We start from the raw sequence: 17,019 nt of genomic DNA on the forward strand, positions 1-17,019 counted from the left end.
TGCGTTTTGTTTAACTGTGTTTAAGAGCCGTTTACTCTCCATGAAGATATGCCTGTAGACGTTGTTGCCTTCGCGGTAACGTTCAATCGCAGCTTATTCGTTGATACCGGCGTGAAGGTCGTGGTGTTATACTGGTTGCCGAGCAGGCCTAGTCCTGACGGACTGGCGACATTGACCCATGCGGTGCCATTCCAATATTGAATCGTATACGATGCCGGCAAATCAATGCCCCCGTCATCATCGAACCAATAGACTTCTATGCTGGAAATCGTATAGTTTTGGGAAAAATCGTATTGTACCCATTGCGTTGTGTTCGGGTTGTTCCAGTTGCCATAGATCGGATGCCCGCGATCCGCCGAGCTGGTCGGCGCATAACCATCGTTCAAGCCTGCAAGGCTTTCCCATGATGACACAAAGGATGTGGTCGCAACGCCCTGCGGAGCGATATTGGAAGCCGCAGTCGAACCGCTGAATAAAGCGCCTACCTCGGTTACACTTAAAGCTCTACTGTAAATTTTGAATTCATCTACGGCTCCGTCCAAATAAGGATCGGACCACTGGGATTTGCCGATATAGTTCAGGCTTGTGCTGCCAAGGCTTGACGGTTTCAGTGTCATGCTCGTATTGCTTGCCACTTGTACGCCGTCCACGTACAACCTTCCGGTTGTGCCCGAGAGCGTGACGGCTACATGCTTCCATACCCCCGTAGGCAGTGCTGGCGCATTCAATTGCTGCTCCGCACCGTTCCCGCTGGTCGTAATGCCAAACCGAAGTCCCGCTCCGCCAACCTGTGGAGCAAGGAACATATACTGGCTTGTTCCTGTACCGAAATCGAATATGCGTGCCCAATTGCTCAAGCTGTCAATCTTCACCCATGCGGCAATTGTAAAGTCGTTCAGACCACTGACAATACCTGCAGGTAGGCTAGCATAAGCATTCGTGCCGTTCAAATCAAGCGCATTGCCCGACTTGCCCGCTACCCATGAAGTGCTTCCGCTCAGCGTTGCATGCTTGCCGTTGCCCGAAGCATCATTTGCTGTCGTTCCGCTTGTTTCATTGAATAAATAATTGGCTACGATCTCTGGTATAGCCGCTGCCGGATTAACGGTATGCGTGACCGTATTATTTGCCGACAGGCTTCCATCGCTTGCCGTCAATCGGAAGACGTAGGTGCCCGCCGCCGATACGGTTGCCGTTGTGTTAATCGCACCGCTGTTTGCGAAGACTGCTGTTCCCGGTCCACTCACCAGCGACCAAGTTGTCGTGACCGTTCCGCTTGGCAAACCGTCATCGGTGACTGTTCCTGCAAGCGCAACGGCTGCAGGCAGCGTGAAGCTTCCGCTTGTTCCCGCATTAACGACTGGCGCCGTGTTAGGCAGCGGCGTCCCTTGCTGCAAGCTGATGGAATAAGTGGCTGCCGTGCCTATACTCAAATTAATGGTCGTACTCGCGCCACTAGCCACATTAACCGAACCAGCTGCCATATTATTAATCAAAATATTGTACGAGCCTGCCGCTAGGCCTTTAAGCGCCACTTTCGTTGTGTGCGCCGTACCTGGCGTGCTGTTTTTCAGCGTAAAGCTTAGCGCGTTTTTCGCCTTTGCGACCGTAGCAGTCGTATATTTATCCCGCTCCAGCTCCATGCCGAATTTCTCAGTAATAAGATTCAGTCTTTGGAATACGCCGTCCTTCGGTACGACCGTATAGCTTGCCGTACTGTCTGTTACGTCGCAGCCGTAACAATAAACGCCGAAGATCGGATCTACAGCAACATCGGCACTCAAAATTTTAATCGCTCCGAACAGTCCCAGATCGGATTCGCCCGACATGCCCCTCCAGCCGTTTTGCAGAGGACCTCCGCCATGGCCAAGCGCCGTATAATTGCCCTTCTCCGCTTGGTAAGTCCATGCGACAGCCCCGATATCGGCAGGATCAGAGCTGATCTGACCGGAGTTAATGGCTCCTACGTTGGCGATTTTCGCTGCATAGGATAAGCGCTGCTCCACTTCAGGATTCGTGGAATTGTTGCGAATCCAATCGTCCATGGCATAACCTGCCAATGAAACGGTGTATTGGAAGTTCCACCAGTTTTCTCCCGTAATCGTTACCGGATCGGTATAGTAGTACCATACTGGCATATGTCCGCGCGCCGCACGCGTTTTGGTATTGATCTTGCTTTTCATCGTATTGTTATTGTTCATCTTAGCAAGCGTATAGACCGCTTCCTCGCCTGTATTGTCGTAGTTGTATTCCGATCCGTAAGGGTAAGTCGTATTCGCAAAGTTATTGTATTTGGTTGCCATTTTGGAGATGAGATTGTTAGCTTCCGCCGTGTATCCCTCATCCTGCAGAGCTTTAATAATTTCCGGTGTCGTCAGCTCGCCCATTAAGCCCGTATTCCAGTTGTAAGCTACGCTTGGGCCGTATAATGCGTTGAAAATATTGTAAGCCCGGAGCAGGTAAGTATTTCTCGGATTGTCATACGTGATGAGACTCGGATAGAGCTTTGCGATCTTGTACATGCTGAAATAGGTATTGTAAATATGAGGATAAGCGTAACCACGATACGTTGGCGTATCATTCGGGTCCGGCATGAGGAAATCATGAATCAGATAATCGGTCTGATGCTCACGCATTAATTTGCCCCAGATGGCAACAGTCAAATAGTCGTCAACGGCTTCAACCTCGGAAGCGACAGGCGTCTGGACGTTTTTCTCGGCGAGGAATTGACCATGGGTCAAGCCCCAATCGTCCCCCCAGCCCCAATAGCCATTAAATACATTCCGCTTCGAGTTTGAATCCATCATCCAGTCGTCGAATACCTTGTCTCTCAGATCGCCCGGCACGTTCCATTGCGTGCTGTTGACCATAAAGGTAGAATGTCGCTGCAGCGCAGCATCCACCGGCTCTATTGCATAAAATTGCAAAACCGTTTTCTCGCCGTTGCCATAGCTGACGGTAACGTTGTTCGGCCCCAGCTTGTTCATTTGGATAGAATAAATTTTGTGATTCGTGCCGGTTGTGCCAAGGGACACAATTGTCGTATCGGAAGGGAATTGCGCCGTAACGGAGTTAATCGTTTTAGTTGTATGAAGGTCGAACTTCGCCGTTTGATTCGTTGGCACAATCATGCCTGGAACGACCGTAACGTCAATATGACCTTCATTATACAGCCGATCCTTTACCTCGTTTTCATTTGCTACCTTGAAAAATTTAAACCCATACGTCTTACTTGCGCCTGGCGCCAGAGTCAAGCTCGTGTTCGGAAGATATCCGCGGTTCGTGCTCTTAATCACGTTGGAATGGATATAGAACACATTCAAGCCTTCGACCCATCCGCCTTGATCCATAGCCCATTTACTGCCCGGGTGCTCCTCCACTCTCCAACGGTCCTGGTATTCGAACCCTGCACCTGTGCTTGCATCCGGTACCATCAATAACGATGGACCAATTCCGCTTGGCCGTGCTGCCGTGATGTAAGAGCTGTTATTGCCGACGAAGGAGTGAGTCAGCACTCTTGTCTCATAGATTTGCTCATTGTTTCCGCCTGACCAAAACTCGTTGAAGGGCAGCGGCAGTCCCACATCGCCGAATTCAATCGTTTGTGTGCCCGTATTCGTCACCTCAAACTGCCAAAGGAAATAATCATTGACGAGGGAATAGGTATTGACCAGCTTGAAGTTTTTTACACCGTTGGCATTGGTAGAATTCTGATACGTTACCGTTACTGTATTTCCGCTTTGCGTTTGGGTTCTCGCATCGGTGGAGCTTTGAGTCATCGCCGTTTGCCAAGCGCCAGTCCCGAAACGGTATTTGAACATCAGCTCGCCCAGCCACTGATGATCGGAGGTGTTTTGGTTGGGCGTAACGGTCGGATTCATCACATATTGGGTGTTGAACGTATCGCCGGTTAGCCGGAGCGAATTAATTTCACCGTTGGTACCGGTCGTAATATTAAAATTACTGTCAGAGAGAGTGTAGGCAAACGCTGATTGCGGAGTAAAAAGCAGAAATAAAGCGGTTACAAAAAAGCTCGCGCCAAGCATAAGCATTTTCTTGTTAAAAGGTAGCAATTGGACCCTCATTCATAATGCCTCCTAAAATAGATTATTAGCAGCCTTATGTCATTATCCTGTTGCCCTAGCTTCCTTGCGTCTTAAGCAACGCTGCCTGCATTGCCGCCTCTATCCCTCCTTTCGTCATAGTACGCGCATCACCTCCTCTCCTTTTATAGCAAGGACGACTAAAAAAAACCCTATGCTCAGAGCGGCGCTTGCGTAAAAGCCTGCTGCTGAACCTAGGGGAATATAGCGTTCGTTCATGTATAGCTAATGGGAGCTGTTTATCCAAACCGCCATTTCTCCAGGCTCCCTGTTCGCCCAAGCAAAATAAGGAATAAATTTCAAATTAGTTTTTTCCGTGGCATCACTCGTATCCTGTCGGTACAATTCACCTTCCCAATCCGCGGAATCGTAACGCGTGCCTTCGACCAAAATCACCTGCATGCCTCCGAGCAAATCAGCATCGAACATGGTTTGGGGCTCGCTGGCTGATGGAAGGCTCAAATGATACAGCTGTGCTCCATTATCGGCCTCCTCCAGACAATAAACGAATGGCCCCCGCTGCAGCGCGACTTTGCCGGCCGTTTGACGAATAAGCGGATGTCCTTTCATCCGAAGAACAGGCATAGCGAATCGAATATCAAGCGTATCTCCCGTCTGCCACTCCCGCTTGATCCGCAAATATCCATTCACGAAATCACTTTCGTCAGGGGAGTAGTCAACACCATTGATGACAAGTTTAGCGTCTGTACTCCAATCAGGAATCCGCACGGCCAGCGTAAACTCCGCTTTTTGCGAGACGGAGACAGTGAACCGTACTTGCCCTTCCCAAGCATAATTGGACTGCTGCTCAAGCTTTATGGCCGTTTCGTTGATAAGAAAATCCGCTTGTCCACCGATATATAAGTGGGCATAAATGGTGTCATCCTGAACGGTATACACATATTGGCCAAGAGAAGCAAGCAGACGAGCAATATTAGGCGGACAGCATGCACAGCCGAACCAGCCCTGCCTGCGGGGCTGCACATGGTCATAATTTTTGTTTTTGCCAAGAATCGGCGGGTATACCTCCAGCGGGTTCACATAGAAAAAGTGCTTGCCATCCCGAGACATGCCGCTGACAACGGTGTTATAGAGCGCTCGCTCGAGCACATTCGCGTATTCGCTGTTAGGTTCCATCTCCAGCATCCGCCGTGCAAAGAAAATCAGGCCGATAGAAGCACACGTCTCCGCATAAATCGTATCGTTTGGAAGGTCATAATCTTGCGTAAAGGACTCTCCCTGCGCCATCGAGCCGATTCCGCCTGTCAAGTACATGCGCCTGGAAACGATGCTTCCCCACAGCCTTTTGCATGCCGCCAGCATTCCCTCGTCTCCCGTCTCTGCGGCAACATCCGCCATTGCGGCACACATATAAACGACGCGGACCGCATGTCCTACCGCCTGCTCCTGATCCCGCACAAGCTGATGGGCTTGGCTGTATTCCAAATCATGGACCATAGACAGATGAGGAAAATGAACCGTCTTCCCTCGTTTTTCCCATTCCTGCTCATAAAAATCAGGCTTCGCGCCGCGCTGGTCCAGAAAGAAACGGCTCAGCTCCAAATAGCTTGTTCTGCCTGTCGCCCGGTACAGCTTCATCAGAGCCAGCTCAATTTCTTGATGTCCGTCATAGCCTTGAAGCTTGCCGGGCTCCGAACCAAATACGTGGTCAATATGATCTGCAAATCGGCAGGCAACATCAAGAATGGCACTTTTCCCCGTCGCTTTCGAATACGCAACCGCCGCCTCTATGAGATGGCCTGCGCAGTAAAGCTCATGGCACTCCGCCAAGTTCGTCCACCGCTGTCCCTGCTCTTTAATCGTAAAATAAGTGTTCACGTAGCCGTCGGGCTGCTGCGCTTTGGCAATTAGCGCGACCACTTCGTCTGCCGCCTTCTCCAGCTCAGGGTCAGGCGCCATTTCCAATAAATAAGCGACCGCCTCCAGCCATTTCGCCACATCGCTGTCCTGAAACACCATGCCGTAAAAAGAGCCCTGCTCGAGTCCGGCAGCAATCTTAAAGTTTCGGATCGCGTGGCTTGGCTCCGCGTCTGCTACGCGGTCATTCAGCACTTCCCATTGATAAGGAACCACGACATCCCGAACCAACTGAATATAGTTCGACCAAAAATGATCCTGTATGCTCACCTTTTGAACTGCCGATGGCTCGGAGAACGTATGGTTCTGTTTATTAATCATGCCTCTTTCTCCTTTTCGCTCTATCGTTATCCCTTCACGCCGCCTACTGTCAGGCCTTCGATAAAGAAGCGCTGAAAGAATAGGAACAGCAGCAGTATAGGTAAAATGGTTAAAATGGAGCCTGCGAGCAGCACCTCATAATTATTGCTGGTTGGCGACAGCAAGCCTGCAAGGCCAATTGGAAGCGTAAACTTTTCCGTCGACCGCAGCACGATGACTGGCCACAAGAAGTTATTCCAGCTGAACAACGCCTGCAAAATCGTCATGGCCCCGTAAGCGGGAAGCATAAGCGGAACCATGATCCGCAGGAAGATGCCCATTTCCGTACAGCCATCGATTCTTCCTGCATCCATAAAATCCTTGGGCAAACCCATGGCAAACTGGCGGAAGAAAAAAATCGGCAGCGGCGCAACAACAAATGGCAAAATGACCCCCCAAATCGAATCGATGATAAACAGATCAATCGATAGCTTGTAGAGCGGCAAAATAATGATTTCGACCGGAATCATCATTACGGCCAGCACCAGCGTAAATACGAGCGTTCTTCCCTTGAATCGGTACATGGCGAGTCCGTATCCTACCATCGACGATAAAAACAAACATAACAAAGTAAATACGGCCGTAATGACTAAGCTATTGCGGTACCAGAAAAAAAAGTTTTGCGAGCCGCCTTTGCCCGAAAATATAGCCTTGTAATTCGCCCAAGTCATCACATCGAAATCAAGCCGCACATTCAGCCCGTAACGAAAAAGCTCCGAAGCCGGCTTCACCGAGGCCAGAAATAAAGCAAACAGCGGAAACAACGATATGACGGCAAGCACCGAAAAGAAAACAATCAATACGAAGGAGGGTATTTTCCCTGATCGTTTTTCTACCATCCCACTAGTCCTCCTTCTTAAAGAAACCAAGCACATTTAACTGCAGCATGCTGACCAGCAGCGTTATGGCTAGCAATGTGATACCGATGGTCGAGCCAAAGCCCAAATCAAAATATTGAAAGCCCTGCTGGTAAATGTAGCCTACCATCGTCAGGCCGATATTTTGCGGTGATCCTCTGCTCCCCCACAGCATAAAGCTTTCGGTAAACATCGCGTAGCCGCCATAGATCGTAATCGTAAACACATATATCGTGATTGGCCGCAGCAGCGGTACCGTTATTTTCCAAAACTTATTTAGCGTTCCCGCTCCATCAATGTCTGCCGACTCGTAAAGCTCGTTTGGAATGCTTTGAAGCGCAGACAGGAAATAGAGAATATTAATACCGGCCCAGCGCCATGTTGCAAGCACGACTAAGGCAACCATGCTGAGCGATGAGCTAAGCAGCCATTTCTGGCTGTCGAAGCCAAACCAGCTGATAAATGAGTTCATAATCGCACCGTCAAGCTCACTGAAGATTAAGCGAAAGATGATGCCCGCGACGACAATGGAGGTAAGCGCCGGAATAAAGAGACTTGCTCTAAAGAAATTTCGAGCACGCATCAGCTTCGCGTTCAGGAACACCGCGAGCAGCAGCGGCAGCGGTATTAACACAAGCAATGTCCAGAAGGTATAGCGAGTGCTGTTAAGCAGCGCTTTGTAGAAATCAGGGTTAAGCAGCTTCTTATAATTATCCAAGCCGATAAATGCGACGTCACCAGGCAGCACCCGTTGGAAGCTCATCAAAATGGCATTCAATAACGGGTACGAGAAGAAAATGAGAAACGATAAAATAAAAGGCAGAATAAAAAGATAGGGTGCCAGCTTTTGCCCATTGATCTTTCTTGTCCTAACAGCTCTGCTCTGGCCATATTGGACTTGTTTACCGGCGTTCATATTTGTCTCACCCCTACGCAATCTGTTGCAAAATGACCACCAGCGCTGCTGCCTCATTTCCGGCTGCTGGCAGCGCCGGCTGCCATCCTACTCTCTATTTAATGGATTTAATTATTTCCCTGTATCTTTGCGAAGCGCTTCAGCGGCTTTCTTAATCACCGTCTCCGGATCTTCACCGAATTGAAAAATTTTAGGCACAATCTCGTTGCGAACGGCGTCGAATACTTTCGGCGAGGTCTCACGAATATTAACTGGATATATCTCGTCTTTAATTTCAGTCAGCGTTGCGAAAATATCCGTGCCGAAGTAGTCCGTAAACTTATTTGGCTCTGACATCGCCGGATCGCTCCAAACCTCAGTACGGATCGGGTCCATGCCGAGCTGCTTCCATACCTGAATATTGCCTTCTTTGGAGAGCTTCGCATAAGCTAGAAACTTCTTGGAGAGTTCCAGCGCTTTGGTTTGGTTTGTAATGGAGAGACCCGTTCCTCCCATACCAGCCGAGCGGTTGCCGCCTACTTCCCAAGCCGGCATTGGCCGGATAATCATTTTCCCTTTCAGATCAGGCATTTCATCCGTAAAGCGGTTCATGAACCAGAAAGGCATAAATACGGCTGCTGCTCCCCCGCCATTCATAAAGGCTTTGTACTCCGGAGTATCATGGCCTGTTCCTGGAGAAACTGCGGCAATTTTCTCGTCTACCAGCTTCTTAAAGAATGTCATCGCTTGAATATTGCGCGGATCATCTACGGTGATTTCGCCGTCCGGACCTACTTGATCCGACTTCATTTGGTTAATGGCCGGCCACCAAGACCAGTTGCCGCTACCTTCAAATGTAATAAAGGGAACGCCCGTTTTTTCAGCGACTGTTTTTCCGTAAGTTTCAACATCGCTCCAAAGCTTAATATCGTCTGGATTTACGCCCGCTTTATCCATCAGCTCTTTATTGTAGTACATGACTGTCGCGCCTACATGAAGATCAACGCCGTAATATTTCCCATCCTTGCTGTAAATTTCGACGCGCGACTTGACGATATTCGGAATTTCCGGCTCAACGATATCGTTAAGCTCGACAAGCTGCACATCGCCCTTCATAAAGTTAGGAAACTTGCTTTGCTCAATGTCAACCAGATCAGGTGCCCCTTTGCCGGACTGAAGCGCAAGCAGCAACCGGGTGTGCATATCGTCGTAAGGTATATTTTGCGCATCAAGCACAATTTGCTGGTCAGGATTGCCCTTATTCCATTCGGCAGCCATAAAGTTGTAGAAATCGGCATGCTGCTGAACGAAGGTCCAGAGGGTCAGCTTTGTCGGTTCCGCTGCTGGCGGCGCCTCGCCACCTTCGGCTTCCGTCCCTGCCGGCGAAGCCGAAGGCTTAACGTTCGTACCGTTATTTGTACTGCTGCATGCTGTCAACGCCATCGTCAAAACTAAGAATAGTGCTGTCAAACCTAGACCCATCTTGCGCATTTCTTCATCCCCCGCAACGTTTTTTTTATGCTCAATCCTATCGGATCATAGCCAACCTAAAAGTAAGCGTTTCCAACCATTATCTAAACGTTTAACTTACCCTCTAAAAAAAAAGGTGTTCACCTTTTTGGAGGAGCTACGGAATCTCTTTCAACTAATCTGCATAAGGGCTTCTCGGAAATCTGAGCGTCTTCCCCTTGCAAAATACGGGAGATGGCTTCCATCGCTTGATAGCCAATCTCATGCAGCGGTAAATCCATCGTCGTAATGCGTGGAATCAAATATTGGGTGAACTCACGATTATCAAAGCCCATAACCGATAGCTGCTCAGGAATCGCAAAACCCATCTCAAACGCCGCCCGCATAACGCCAACTGCCATCACATCATTCATTGCCAGTATAGCCGTTGGCGGAACAGAGAGCTCCAGCAGCTCTTTCGTCAGCTGGTAACCGGATTCCGCTTCCCAATCGCCCATTTTAATCAGCAAAGGATCAAAGGGCAGCTCAAATTCTGTAACGGCTTTGTAAAAACCGTTAAAACGCAGTCGGGAAGGAATGGAATTCATAATTCCACTAATAATCGCAATTCGCGAATGGCCCTTGTCGATCAAATGTTTCATCGCATCATAAGCTGCTTGTTCATCATCGTATTGAATAGAAGGGTTGCTCTGTGTGTAGCTGTACGTATAAACAATCGGCTTTCCGGAAGTATCGCACAGCCCTGTTAAGTCACGCGGATGCACACCGATATAAATAATGCCTTCTACCTGCTTGCTAAGCAGCTCGGAAACGGCACTTTCCGCATATTGCCGATAAGTGTCCATATCGTCCAAGCTATGTCTAATTCGTTTGTCCAGCCTCATGTTCGTTAGCAAAATATGCATATCGAGCCGCTCTGCGCAATCATGAATGCCGTCAATGATTTCCGGTACGTTAAATACCGTTACATCCTCCGCAATAACGCCGATCGTGTTGGTTCGCCTGCGCTTTAAGCTCTGGGCAGCATTATTGGGCTTGTAATTCATTTCCTCAATGACTTGAAGCACCCGTTCCCGAGTATTTTGCTTGACATTGCGTGTGCCGTTTAATACATAGGATACTGTCGCTGTGGATACCTGCGCCTTTGCGGCGATGTCTTTAATGCTTATGTTAGTCACGCGAGCACCCCTTTTTTAAACGTTTAGATTTTGTATAATTCGGTTATATCACATTAACTGCTTTTTCTGCAAGCGCTTTTTTGTAAATAAATACAAACCCGTGGAACAACCTTCACAATGAAGGCCATCCCACGGGCAATTGGTTCTTAAACCATTACTTTACAAATATCGTTCGTGAACGCAACAGGGTCTTGAATTGGCAAGCCCTCAATCAGCAGCGCCTGATTGTACAACAAGGTTGTATAAAGGCCCAGCTTCTCTTTATCCTGCTCGTTAGCTGCTTTTAGCGATTGGAAAATGTCGTGATTGACGTTGATTTCGAGCACCTTGTCCGCTTTTACGTCTTGGCTGTTTGGCATCGCCTTCAAGATTTTCTCCATCTCGATCGTAACCTCGCCCTCAGTAGACAAGCATACCGGGTGGGTTTTCAAACGTTTCGACGCTTTAACGTCCTTCACTTTGCCTGCAAGGATCGTTTTCATTTGCTCGAATAGCTCTTTGTTGGCATCCTGCTCTTCAGCTGTTTCCTTATCCTTCTCGTCCGCTTCGATGCCAAGATCGCCGCTTGAGACCGATTTGAATTCTTTATCTTTGTATTTCGCTACGATTTTAATCGCAAACTCATCGATATCGTCCGTGAAGTACAAAATCTCGTAGCCCTTGTCAGAAACCATTTCCGTTTGCGGCAAGCGCTCGATCCGCTCAATCGATTCACCTGATGCGTAGTAGATATATTTCTGATCCTCTGCCATACGCGATACGTACTCATCCAGCGTAACCAGCTTGTTTTCCTTGGAGGAGTGGAATAGCAGCAGATCCTGCAGCACGTCCTTGTTAGCGCCGTAATCATTGTATACGCCAAATTTCAGCTGTCTGCCGAACGCTTTGTAGAAGGTCTCATACTTCTCGCGCTCATCCTTCAGAATGCCAAGCAGCGCGCTTTTGATTTTACTGTTGATATTTTTCGCGATCAGCTTCAACTGGCGGTCATGCTGAAGCATCTCTCTGGAAATATTCAGCGACAGATCCTCGGAATCTACCATCCCTTTCACGAAGCTGAAATAGTCGGGCAGCAAGTCCGAGCATTTCTCCATGATGAGAACGCCGTTCGAATAAAGCTCCAGCCCTTTCTCGTATTCCTTCGTGTAATAGTCGAATGGCGTATTTTCCGGAATATACAAAATCGCGTTATATACTACAGCGCCGTCCGCGCTTATGTGCAAATGCTTGATTGGCTTATCGAAGCCGTAACGCTTCTCGAAATAAAACTGCTCATAATCATCAGCAGTCAGCTCGTTTTTGTTTTTGCGCCAGATCGGCACCATGCTGTTGACCGTTTGCTCTTCCTGGTATTCCTCAAACTCATTCTCGCTGTCCGCTTTCGGACGCTGTCCCTTGACGTCCATCTTGATCGGATAACGAATGAAATCGGAATATTTTTTGATAATTGATTTTAAGCGATATTCCTCCAAATACTCATCATACTGGTCATCCTCGGTGTTTTCCTTGATGTTCAGCACGATTTCCGTACCTACGGTGTCCTTCTCGCAAGGCTCAATGGTATAACCGTCCGCACCTGTTGACTCCCATTTGAACGCCTCATCGCTGCCAAGCGTCTTCGATACGACCGTCACCACGTCCGCAACCATGAACGCCGAGTAGAAGCCTACGCCGAATTGGCCGATAATATTATGGCCGTCCTTAAGCTCGTTCTCCTTCTTAAAGGCAAAGGAGCCGCTCTTGGCAATGACGCCAAGATTGTTCTCAAGGTCCTCCTTCGTCATGCCGATGCCTGTATCCGTAATGGTCAGCGTACGGTTTGCTTTATCTGCAACTACCTTGATGTAATAATCCTCTTTGTTGAAAACGAGCTGATCATCCGTCAGAGCTTTGTAATATAATTTGTCGATCGCATCGCTCGCGTTCGATACAAGCTCTCTCAGAAAAATCTCTCTTTGCGTATAAATGGAGTTAATCATCATTTCCAGCAGTCGTTTCGATTCTGCTTTAAACTGTTTTTTGGACATGAGTAGGTCGTTCCCCTTTCCATTCATCAATCATAAAATCATTAAGGATTTGTGACAGGAGGCTTGTACAAATGCACAACTGCATCAGCCTCTATCTTAGCACTCAATTCCTTAGAGTGCTAATCCTTATTTTTATATAACATAAACCATTTTTTAATGTCAACCGGCAGCTCGGAAAATAACAAAAAAAAGAAGCCGTTCAGAAGGTCGAGGACCTTTTGGAATGGCTCTTTTTCACAAGTGAATCGTTATCGGATTAAAACAGGCCTTCTTGGAAAGGCGTTTCTAATAGGCTCCGGTAATGGCGCTGCTGCGTGTAGAAGGTTTCGCGTATTTTATCTGCCCCTTTCTCAATCTTGCCTACTCTGTCCAATATGCTGACGCTGAGCTGTTCGTCTCCTGTTGAGAGCACAAATTCAGGCAGCTTAAGCGAAAGCCCAAAATCAATCGCTTTGAAACGATAACCGAGACAAACGAAAGGGACCCCCGCCGATGCGGAAAGATAGCTGGCATGCAGCTTAAAGTTAATAGTCAGCGCGTAGGATTTCAGCTTCTCAAGCAGATCTTCATGATGGTAAAGCTCCAGATCCAGTTCGACATTCTCCTCATCCCCAAGCTTCGCGTATAATCGCTTGCACGCCTCGCGGTCAGGTCCCCATACCGAATAAATGTTAATCTTATAACCTTGAGCAATCAAGGCGCTAAGCGACTGAACCAAATGCTTCTCCACCGTCTCTTCGCTCCCGCCAAATATGCGGTTATAAGCAGTACCCCAGTTAACGCCGATCGTCCGTGACTTCTTGGATGGGTGGACCGGCGACGGGGCGGGCAGCAAGAAGGCAGGATCGCCGCCTATGATCGTCTGTGCTTTGGGAACGCCGGAGTGCTCCAGAAACTGATGAGACAACGGTCCGCGAACTCCGAAAAAAACCGATTTCTGCGCCAGTTCCATTAGCTTGCCATTTGTCGCTTGGTTTTCTCCTGTATACGCCAGATTCGTCGTTATTTTCCCCGCTGCATCAAAAACAGGGTAATCCTGGCGGTCGTGACCACTTCCCCAAATGATCACATTTTTCTTCTTTGCCGCCGCTTGATAGGCAATGTCGATATAGCCTGGGATAAGCAGTGAGCCACCTCCAAGTACCACCGTATCATAAGGGCCCGGATTACGGATATCGACACCGGGAATCGAAGGAATAACGTCATAATGCTTGTCAGGCAAATACGACCGGCATAGATCACGGAACAACAGCCACATTAATTCATCACCTATATTGTTAAATCCAAGCCAGCCTACATATAAAATTCTTTTCATCTCGTACCGCCCTTCATCGTGAATGCCCTATTGCCGAATGGTACACCAGCATCACCAGCTCTGCGGCCTGCTCGGCATGAAACTCCTGTTCGATCCAGCGCCTCCCTTCCTTCCCGATGGCTTGCAGCCGGTCTAAATCGCGGCAGCCCTCGGCAATTTCATTGGCAAATAAATATCTCGAATAAGCGGAATAGGAACCATGGTCTCCAAAATAATGCGACCAGGCTTCTCCGTAATTCGACGGCTCTACCCAGCCAAAGAAACCGTGGTTGCCAATCGCCAGTACCGGTTTCTCGCAAGCCATCGCTTCGAGCGCGACACGGCCTGTGCCGACCACGATATCTGACGCATTGTAGCATTCTCGCATTTGTGCTTGCTGGCCAATCACATGGATAAACGTCTCGCCGCTTTCTTCCTCAATGAACGCAGCAAGCTCCTTAATCGCTTGATATTTGGGACCGTCGCCGACGACAATGAGTTGCAGGCGATGCCAGCCGTAGCGGTGCAGATCCTTCATAGCTCTAAGCAAGGTATCGCACGCGGTTGCTTTTCCCCACGCCAAACGGCTTGCGTAGACGAGTACAGTAGCATCCTCTGCTATGCCGAGTTCTCCCCGCAGCTTGGAGCCTGCCGCTGGATAAAATTCTTGTAAATCAATGCCGTTCGGTATGACTGTAGAAGCATAACCAAACCTCTCCATATACTGCTGGACAGGAGCGCTGACACTAATGACTTCCTTGGATAAACCAAGAATAGTCTTCAGGTTGCCTGACGGATAATACGTGCCATGAGCGGTAAATATCGTAGGGATGCCTAGCAGCGCTGCCGCATTCGCGGCAAGCAGCCCTGAGGGAGTCTGATGCACATGTACGCAGTCAATGTGCTGATCTCGCATCAGCTGCAGCAGGGTATCGATCTGCAACGCTTGCTCTGCTCGATTGGACCTTGCAAAATCCAGAAGAAAGACCGAGCAGCCGGCTGCCTCGAACCGAGAACGCATGAGGCCATCCGCAGAAACGATGCTCACGCTTTGTCCTCTGTGGATGAGTGCTGTTGCTAGACTTAATACATGCGTTTCCGTACCGCCGGCATCCATACTGTCCAGAGCCATTAACACGGATAACGACGGGCTTGTCATGTTTGCTTCACTCCTTCTTCGTGTAATAAGCCAAAGACCGTTGATGGGTATGCAGACGATAGTAGTACAGAATGTCTGGAATGTTCGCAATCTGCAGTTGATTGTTCAAAAACTTAACGACAAACTCGTAGTCCTCTGCGCCAACAATTCGCCTGCTCAGCCCCCCGATGCGATCGAACGCTTCGCCGCGGAACATAATCGTCCCATGACAGATGCAGTGGCCGCCATTTTGGTAAGCCTTGCGGATCTGATCGCCATAGTGAAGCCATTGGGCAGGCTCGTAATGCCTCTGCTCCCCCTCTTCAAAGGCTGCATAATTGGTTCCAACTAGTGCCGTCTCCGGATGGCCAGCCAAATAAGCCACCTGCTTCTCCAGTCGCTGCGGATGAGAGAAGTCGTCTGCGTCCTGCACGGCAATATACTCTCCGCGGGCAAGAAAAAATCCGGTCGTCATCGCTCCTGAAAACCCCGCGTTTCGAGGCAGCCGTACTAAAACAACAGAATCCGTGCCCGCAATGCCATTTGCCTCGCACCATGCTTGCACCACATCGACGGACCGATCGGTTGAAGCATCGTCGACGATAATAATTTCCTTGTTTATATAAGTCTGCCGCTGCAAGCTGTCCAGACACTCGATAAGATAAGGCCCGCGATTGTAGTTCGTAATCACGATACTCACTTTCCCTGGTTCCCGCTGCATCATTCCTTTTCCTCCATTCTCTCTCTACCGTTCATTGCATACATCGCTTCAAAATGATCACCGATGATTTGCATGGCAGCCAAGGATTGATCAAGTCCTGCTCTGGCATGTTTTTGTGGCCGGTAGCGATTCATCCGATCTACCTCAACCTTGTGCACTGGCTTTATCCGCAAACCTCCAAGCAGGCCAAGAGCATAAGCCTTTGGCGGGCATATCAGCGAGTGCCATGGCATGACCTCAAGCGCACGCTTATTCATGGCAAAGGGCACTTGAACGAGCGACGCATTATCAAGATCGCCGCGGCCGAGTGTTATATTCAGCGCTACTTTTAATGAAGTAACCGAGTTCCATGGAGCGCGCATGCCAAGATGATGATCCAGCTTGTTAACCGCCACATCACAATCATTCAGCACCGCTTCAGCGAAGGGGACGAGCTCCTTCCATGGCATATGAAAATCACCATCCACAAACAATAAACAATCACCAGTAGCCGCATATGCGCCAATGGCTCTTCCCACATCCGTTCCCAGCTGCTCTTCGAAAACAATCGTCGCCGCTCCAAGCTTACAAGCGATAGCTTCCGTGCGATCGTTGCTCCCATTGACGATGACGATAATTTCCAATGGATGAAGCTGCGCTGCCTCTTGAATGACGCGACCAATCGTGGTTTCTTCATTTTGAGCGGGTATAATGACAGACAGTCGATGCCGTCCCGAATCGTCAGTGTTCAGAGAGTAATCGATTCCTTTCCGGATAGGGGGCAGCAACCTCGTCCCCTGCCGCAACTGCTCGATTAAGTCCCGTCTTCTTCCTCCGTCGGTACAACCCTGCCTATAAGATTCGGACATAATGAATAACCCTTGAGCGAATAAGCACATCCTCCGTGCCGCCATATCCAGGTACCGTCAGTGCCTGAACAACCGCATACGAGAAGCCTACTGCGATTAATTCACCCGCAATCACTTCACCATTCGAGAGAACGACCTCAACGCTTCTCCCCACATACGTGCGGAGCTTGAAATAGAAAGACACATGATCAACTCCTACCATTTGATACCCTCATCCTATTCGAGAGATTAATAGAGTGAACGGCATATG

Annotated in this window: 12 protein-coding genes; all 12 read right to left on the reverse strand. The window is 48.9% G+C overall.

Annotation, left to right across the window (positions count from 1 at the left end; genetic code table 11):
* Positions 1 to 20: 20 nt before the first annotated feature.
* Positions 21 to 4,085, reverse strand: a complete 4,065-nt coding sequence (locus tag E0496_RS00390; protein WP_241674467.1) for a DUF5695 domain-containing protein — start codon at positions 4,083 to 4,085, stop codon at positions 21 to 23.
* 243 nt (positions 4,086 to 4,328) lie between these two features.
* Positions 4,329 to 6,302, reverse strand: a complete 1,974-nt coding sequence (locus E0496_RS00395; protein WP_141499659.1) for a glycoside hydrolase family 127 protein — start codon at positions 6,300 to 6,302, stop codon at positions 4,329 to 4,331.
* Between the two features lie 26 nt (positions 6,303 to 6,328).
* Positions 6,329 to 7,180, reverse strand: a complete 852-nt coding sequence (locus E0496_RS00400) for a carbohydrate ABC transporter permease (protein WP_139992977.1) — start codon at positions 7,178 to 7,180, stop codon at positions 6,329 to 6,331.
* A 4-nt stretch (positions 7,181 to 7,184) separates the two neighbouring features.
* Positions 7,185 to 8,114 (reverse strand): carbohydrate ABC transporter permease, encoded by a 930-nt coding sequence (locus E0496_RS00405; RefSeq protein ID WP_139992975.1) that lies wholly within the window; start codon positions 8,112 to 8,114, stop codon positions 7,185 to 7,187.
* Positions 8,115 to 8,225: 111 nt separating this feature from the next.
* Entirely contained in the window at positions 8,226 to 9,584 is a 1,359-nt protein-coding gene (locus E0496_RS00410; protein WP_141499660.1) for an ABC transporter substrate-binding protein, read from the reverse strand.
* Between the two features lie 119 nt (positions 9,585 to 9,703).
* Complete coding sequence (locus E0496_RS00415; RefSeq protein WP_141499661.1) at positions 9,704 to 10,741, reverse strand: LacI family DNA-binding transcriptional regulator; 1,038 nt, start codon at positions 10,739 to 10,741, stop codon at positions 9,704 to 9,706.
* A gap of 146 nt (positions 10,742 to 10,887) precedes the next feature.
* On the reverse strand, positions 10,888 to 12,768 hold the full coding sequence (htpG, locus tag E0496_RS00420; RefSeq protein ID WP_139992969.1) for a molecular chaperone HtpG: 1,881 nt from the start codon (positions 12,766 to 12,768) through the stop codon (positions 10,888 to 10,890).
* A 256-nt stretch (positions 12,769 to 13,024) separates the two neighbouring features.
* On the reverse strand, positions 13,025 to 14,083 hold the full coding sequence (locus E0496_RS00425) for a polysaccharide pyruvyl transferase family protein (RefSeq protein ID WP_141499662.1): 1,059 nt from the start codon (positions 14,081 to 14,083) through the stop codon (positions 13,025 to 13,027).
* A gap of 13 nt (positions 14,084 to 14,096) precedes the next feature.
* Positions 14,097 to 15,221 carry a glycosyltransferase family 4 protein gene (locus E0496_RS00430; protein ID WP_141499663.1) on the reverse strand — a complete coding sequence of 375 codons (1,125 nt, stop codon included), beginning with the start codon at positions 15,219 to 15,221 and terminating at the stop codon, positions 14,097 to 14,099.
* 7 nt (positions 15,222 to 15,228) lie between these two features.
* Positions 15,229 to 15,924 carry a glycosyltransferase family 2 protein gene (locus E0496_RS00435; protein WP_141499664.1) on the reverse strand — a complete coding sequence of 232 codons (696 nt, stop codon included), beginning with the start codon at positions 15,922 to 15,924 and terminating at the stop codon, positions 15,229 to 15,231.
* Complete coding sequence (locus E0496_RS00440) at positions 15,921 to 16,769, reverse strand: glycosyltransferase (RefSeq protein ID WP_161601268.1); 849 nt, start codon at positions 16,767 to 16,769, stop codon at positions 15,921 to 15,923. The genes E0496_RS00435 and E0496_RS00440 overlap by 4 nt, the downstream gene beginning before the upstream one ends.
* Entirely contained in the window at positions 16,753 to 16,971 is a 219-nt protein-coding gene (locus tag E0496_RS00445) for a hypothetical protein (RefSeq protein WP_141499666.1), read from the reverse strand. The genes E0496_RS00440 and E0496_RS00445 overlap by 17 nt, the downstream gene beginning before the upstream one ends.
* Between the last annotated feature and the right edge of the window lie 48 nt (positions 16,972 to 17,019).

The organism is Paenibacillus luteus (assembly GCF_006542765.1).
GTDB lineage: Bacteria > Bacillota > Bacilli > Paenibacillales > Paenibacillaceae > Pristimantibacillus > Pristimantibacillus luteus.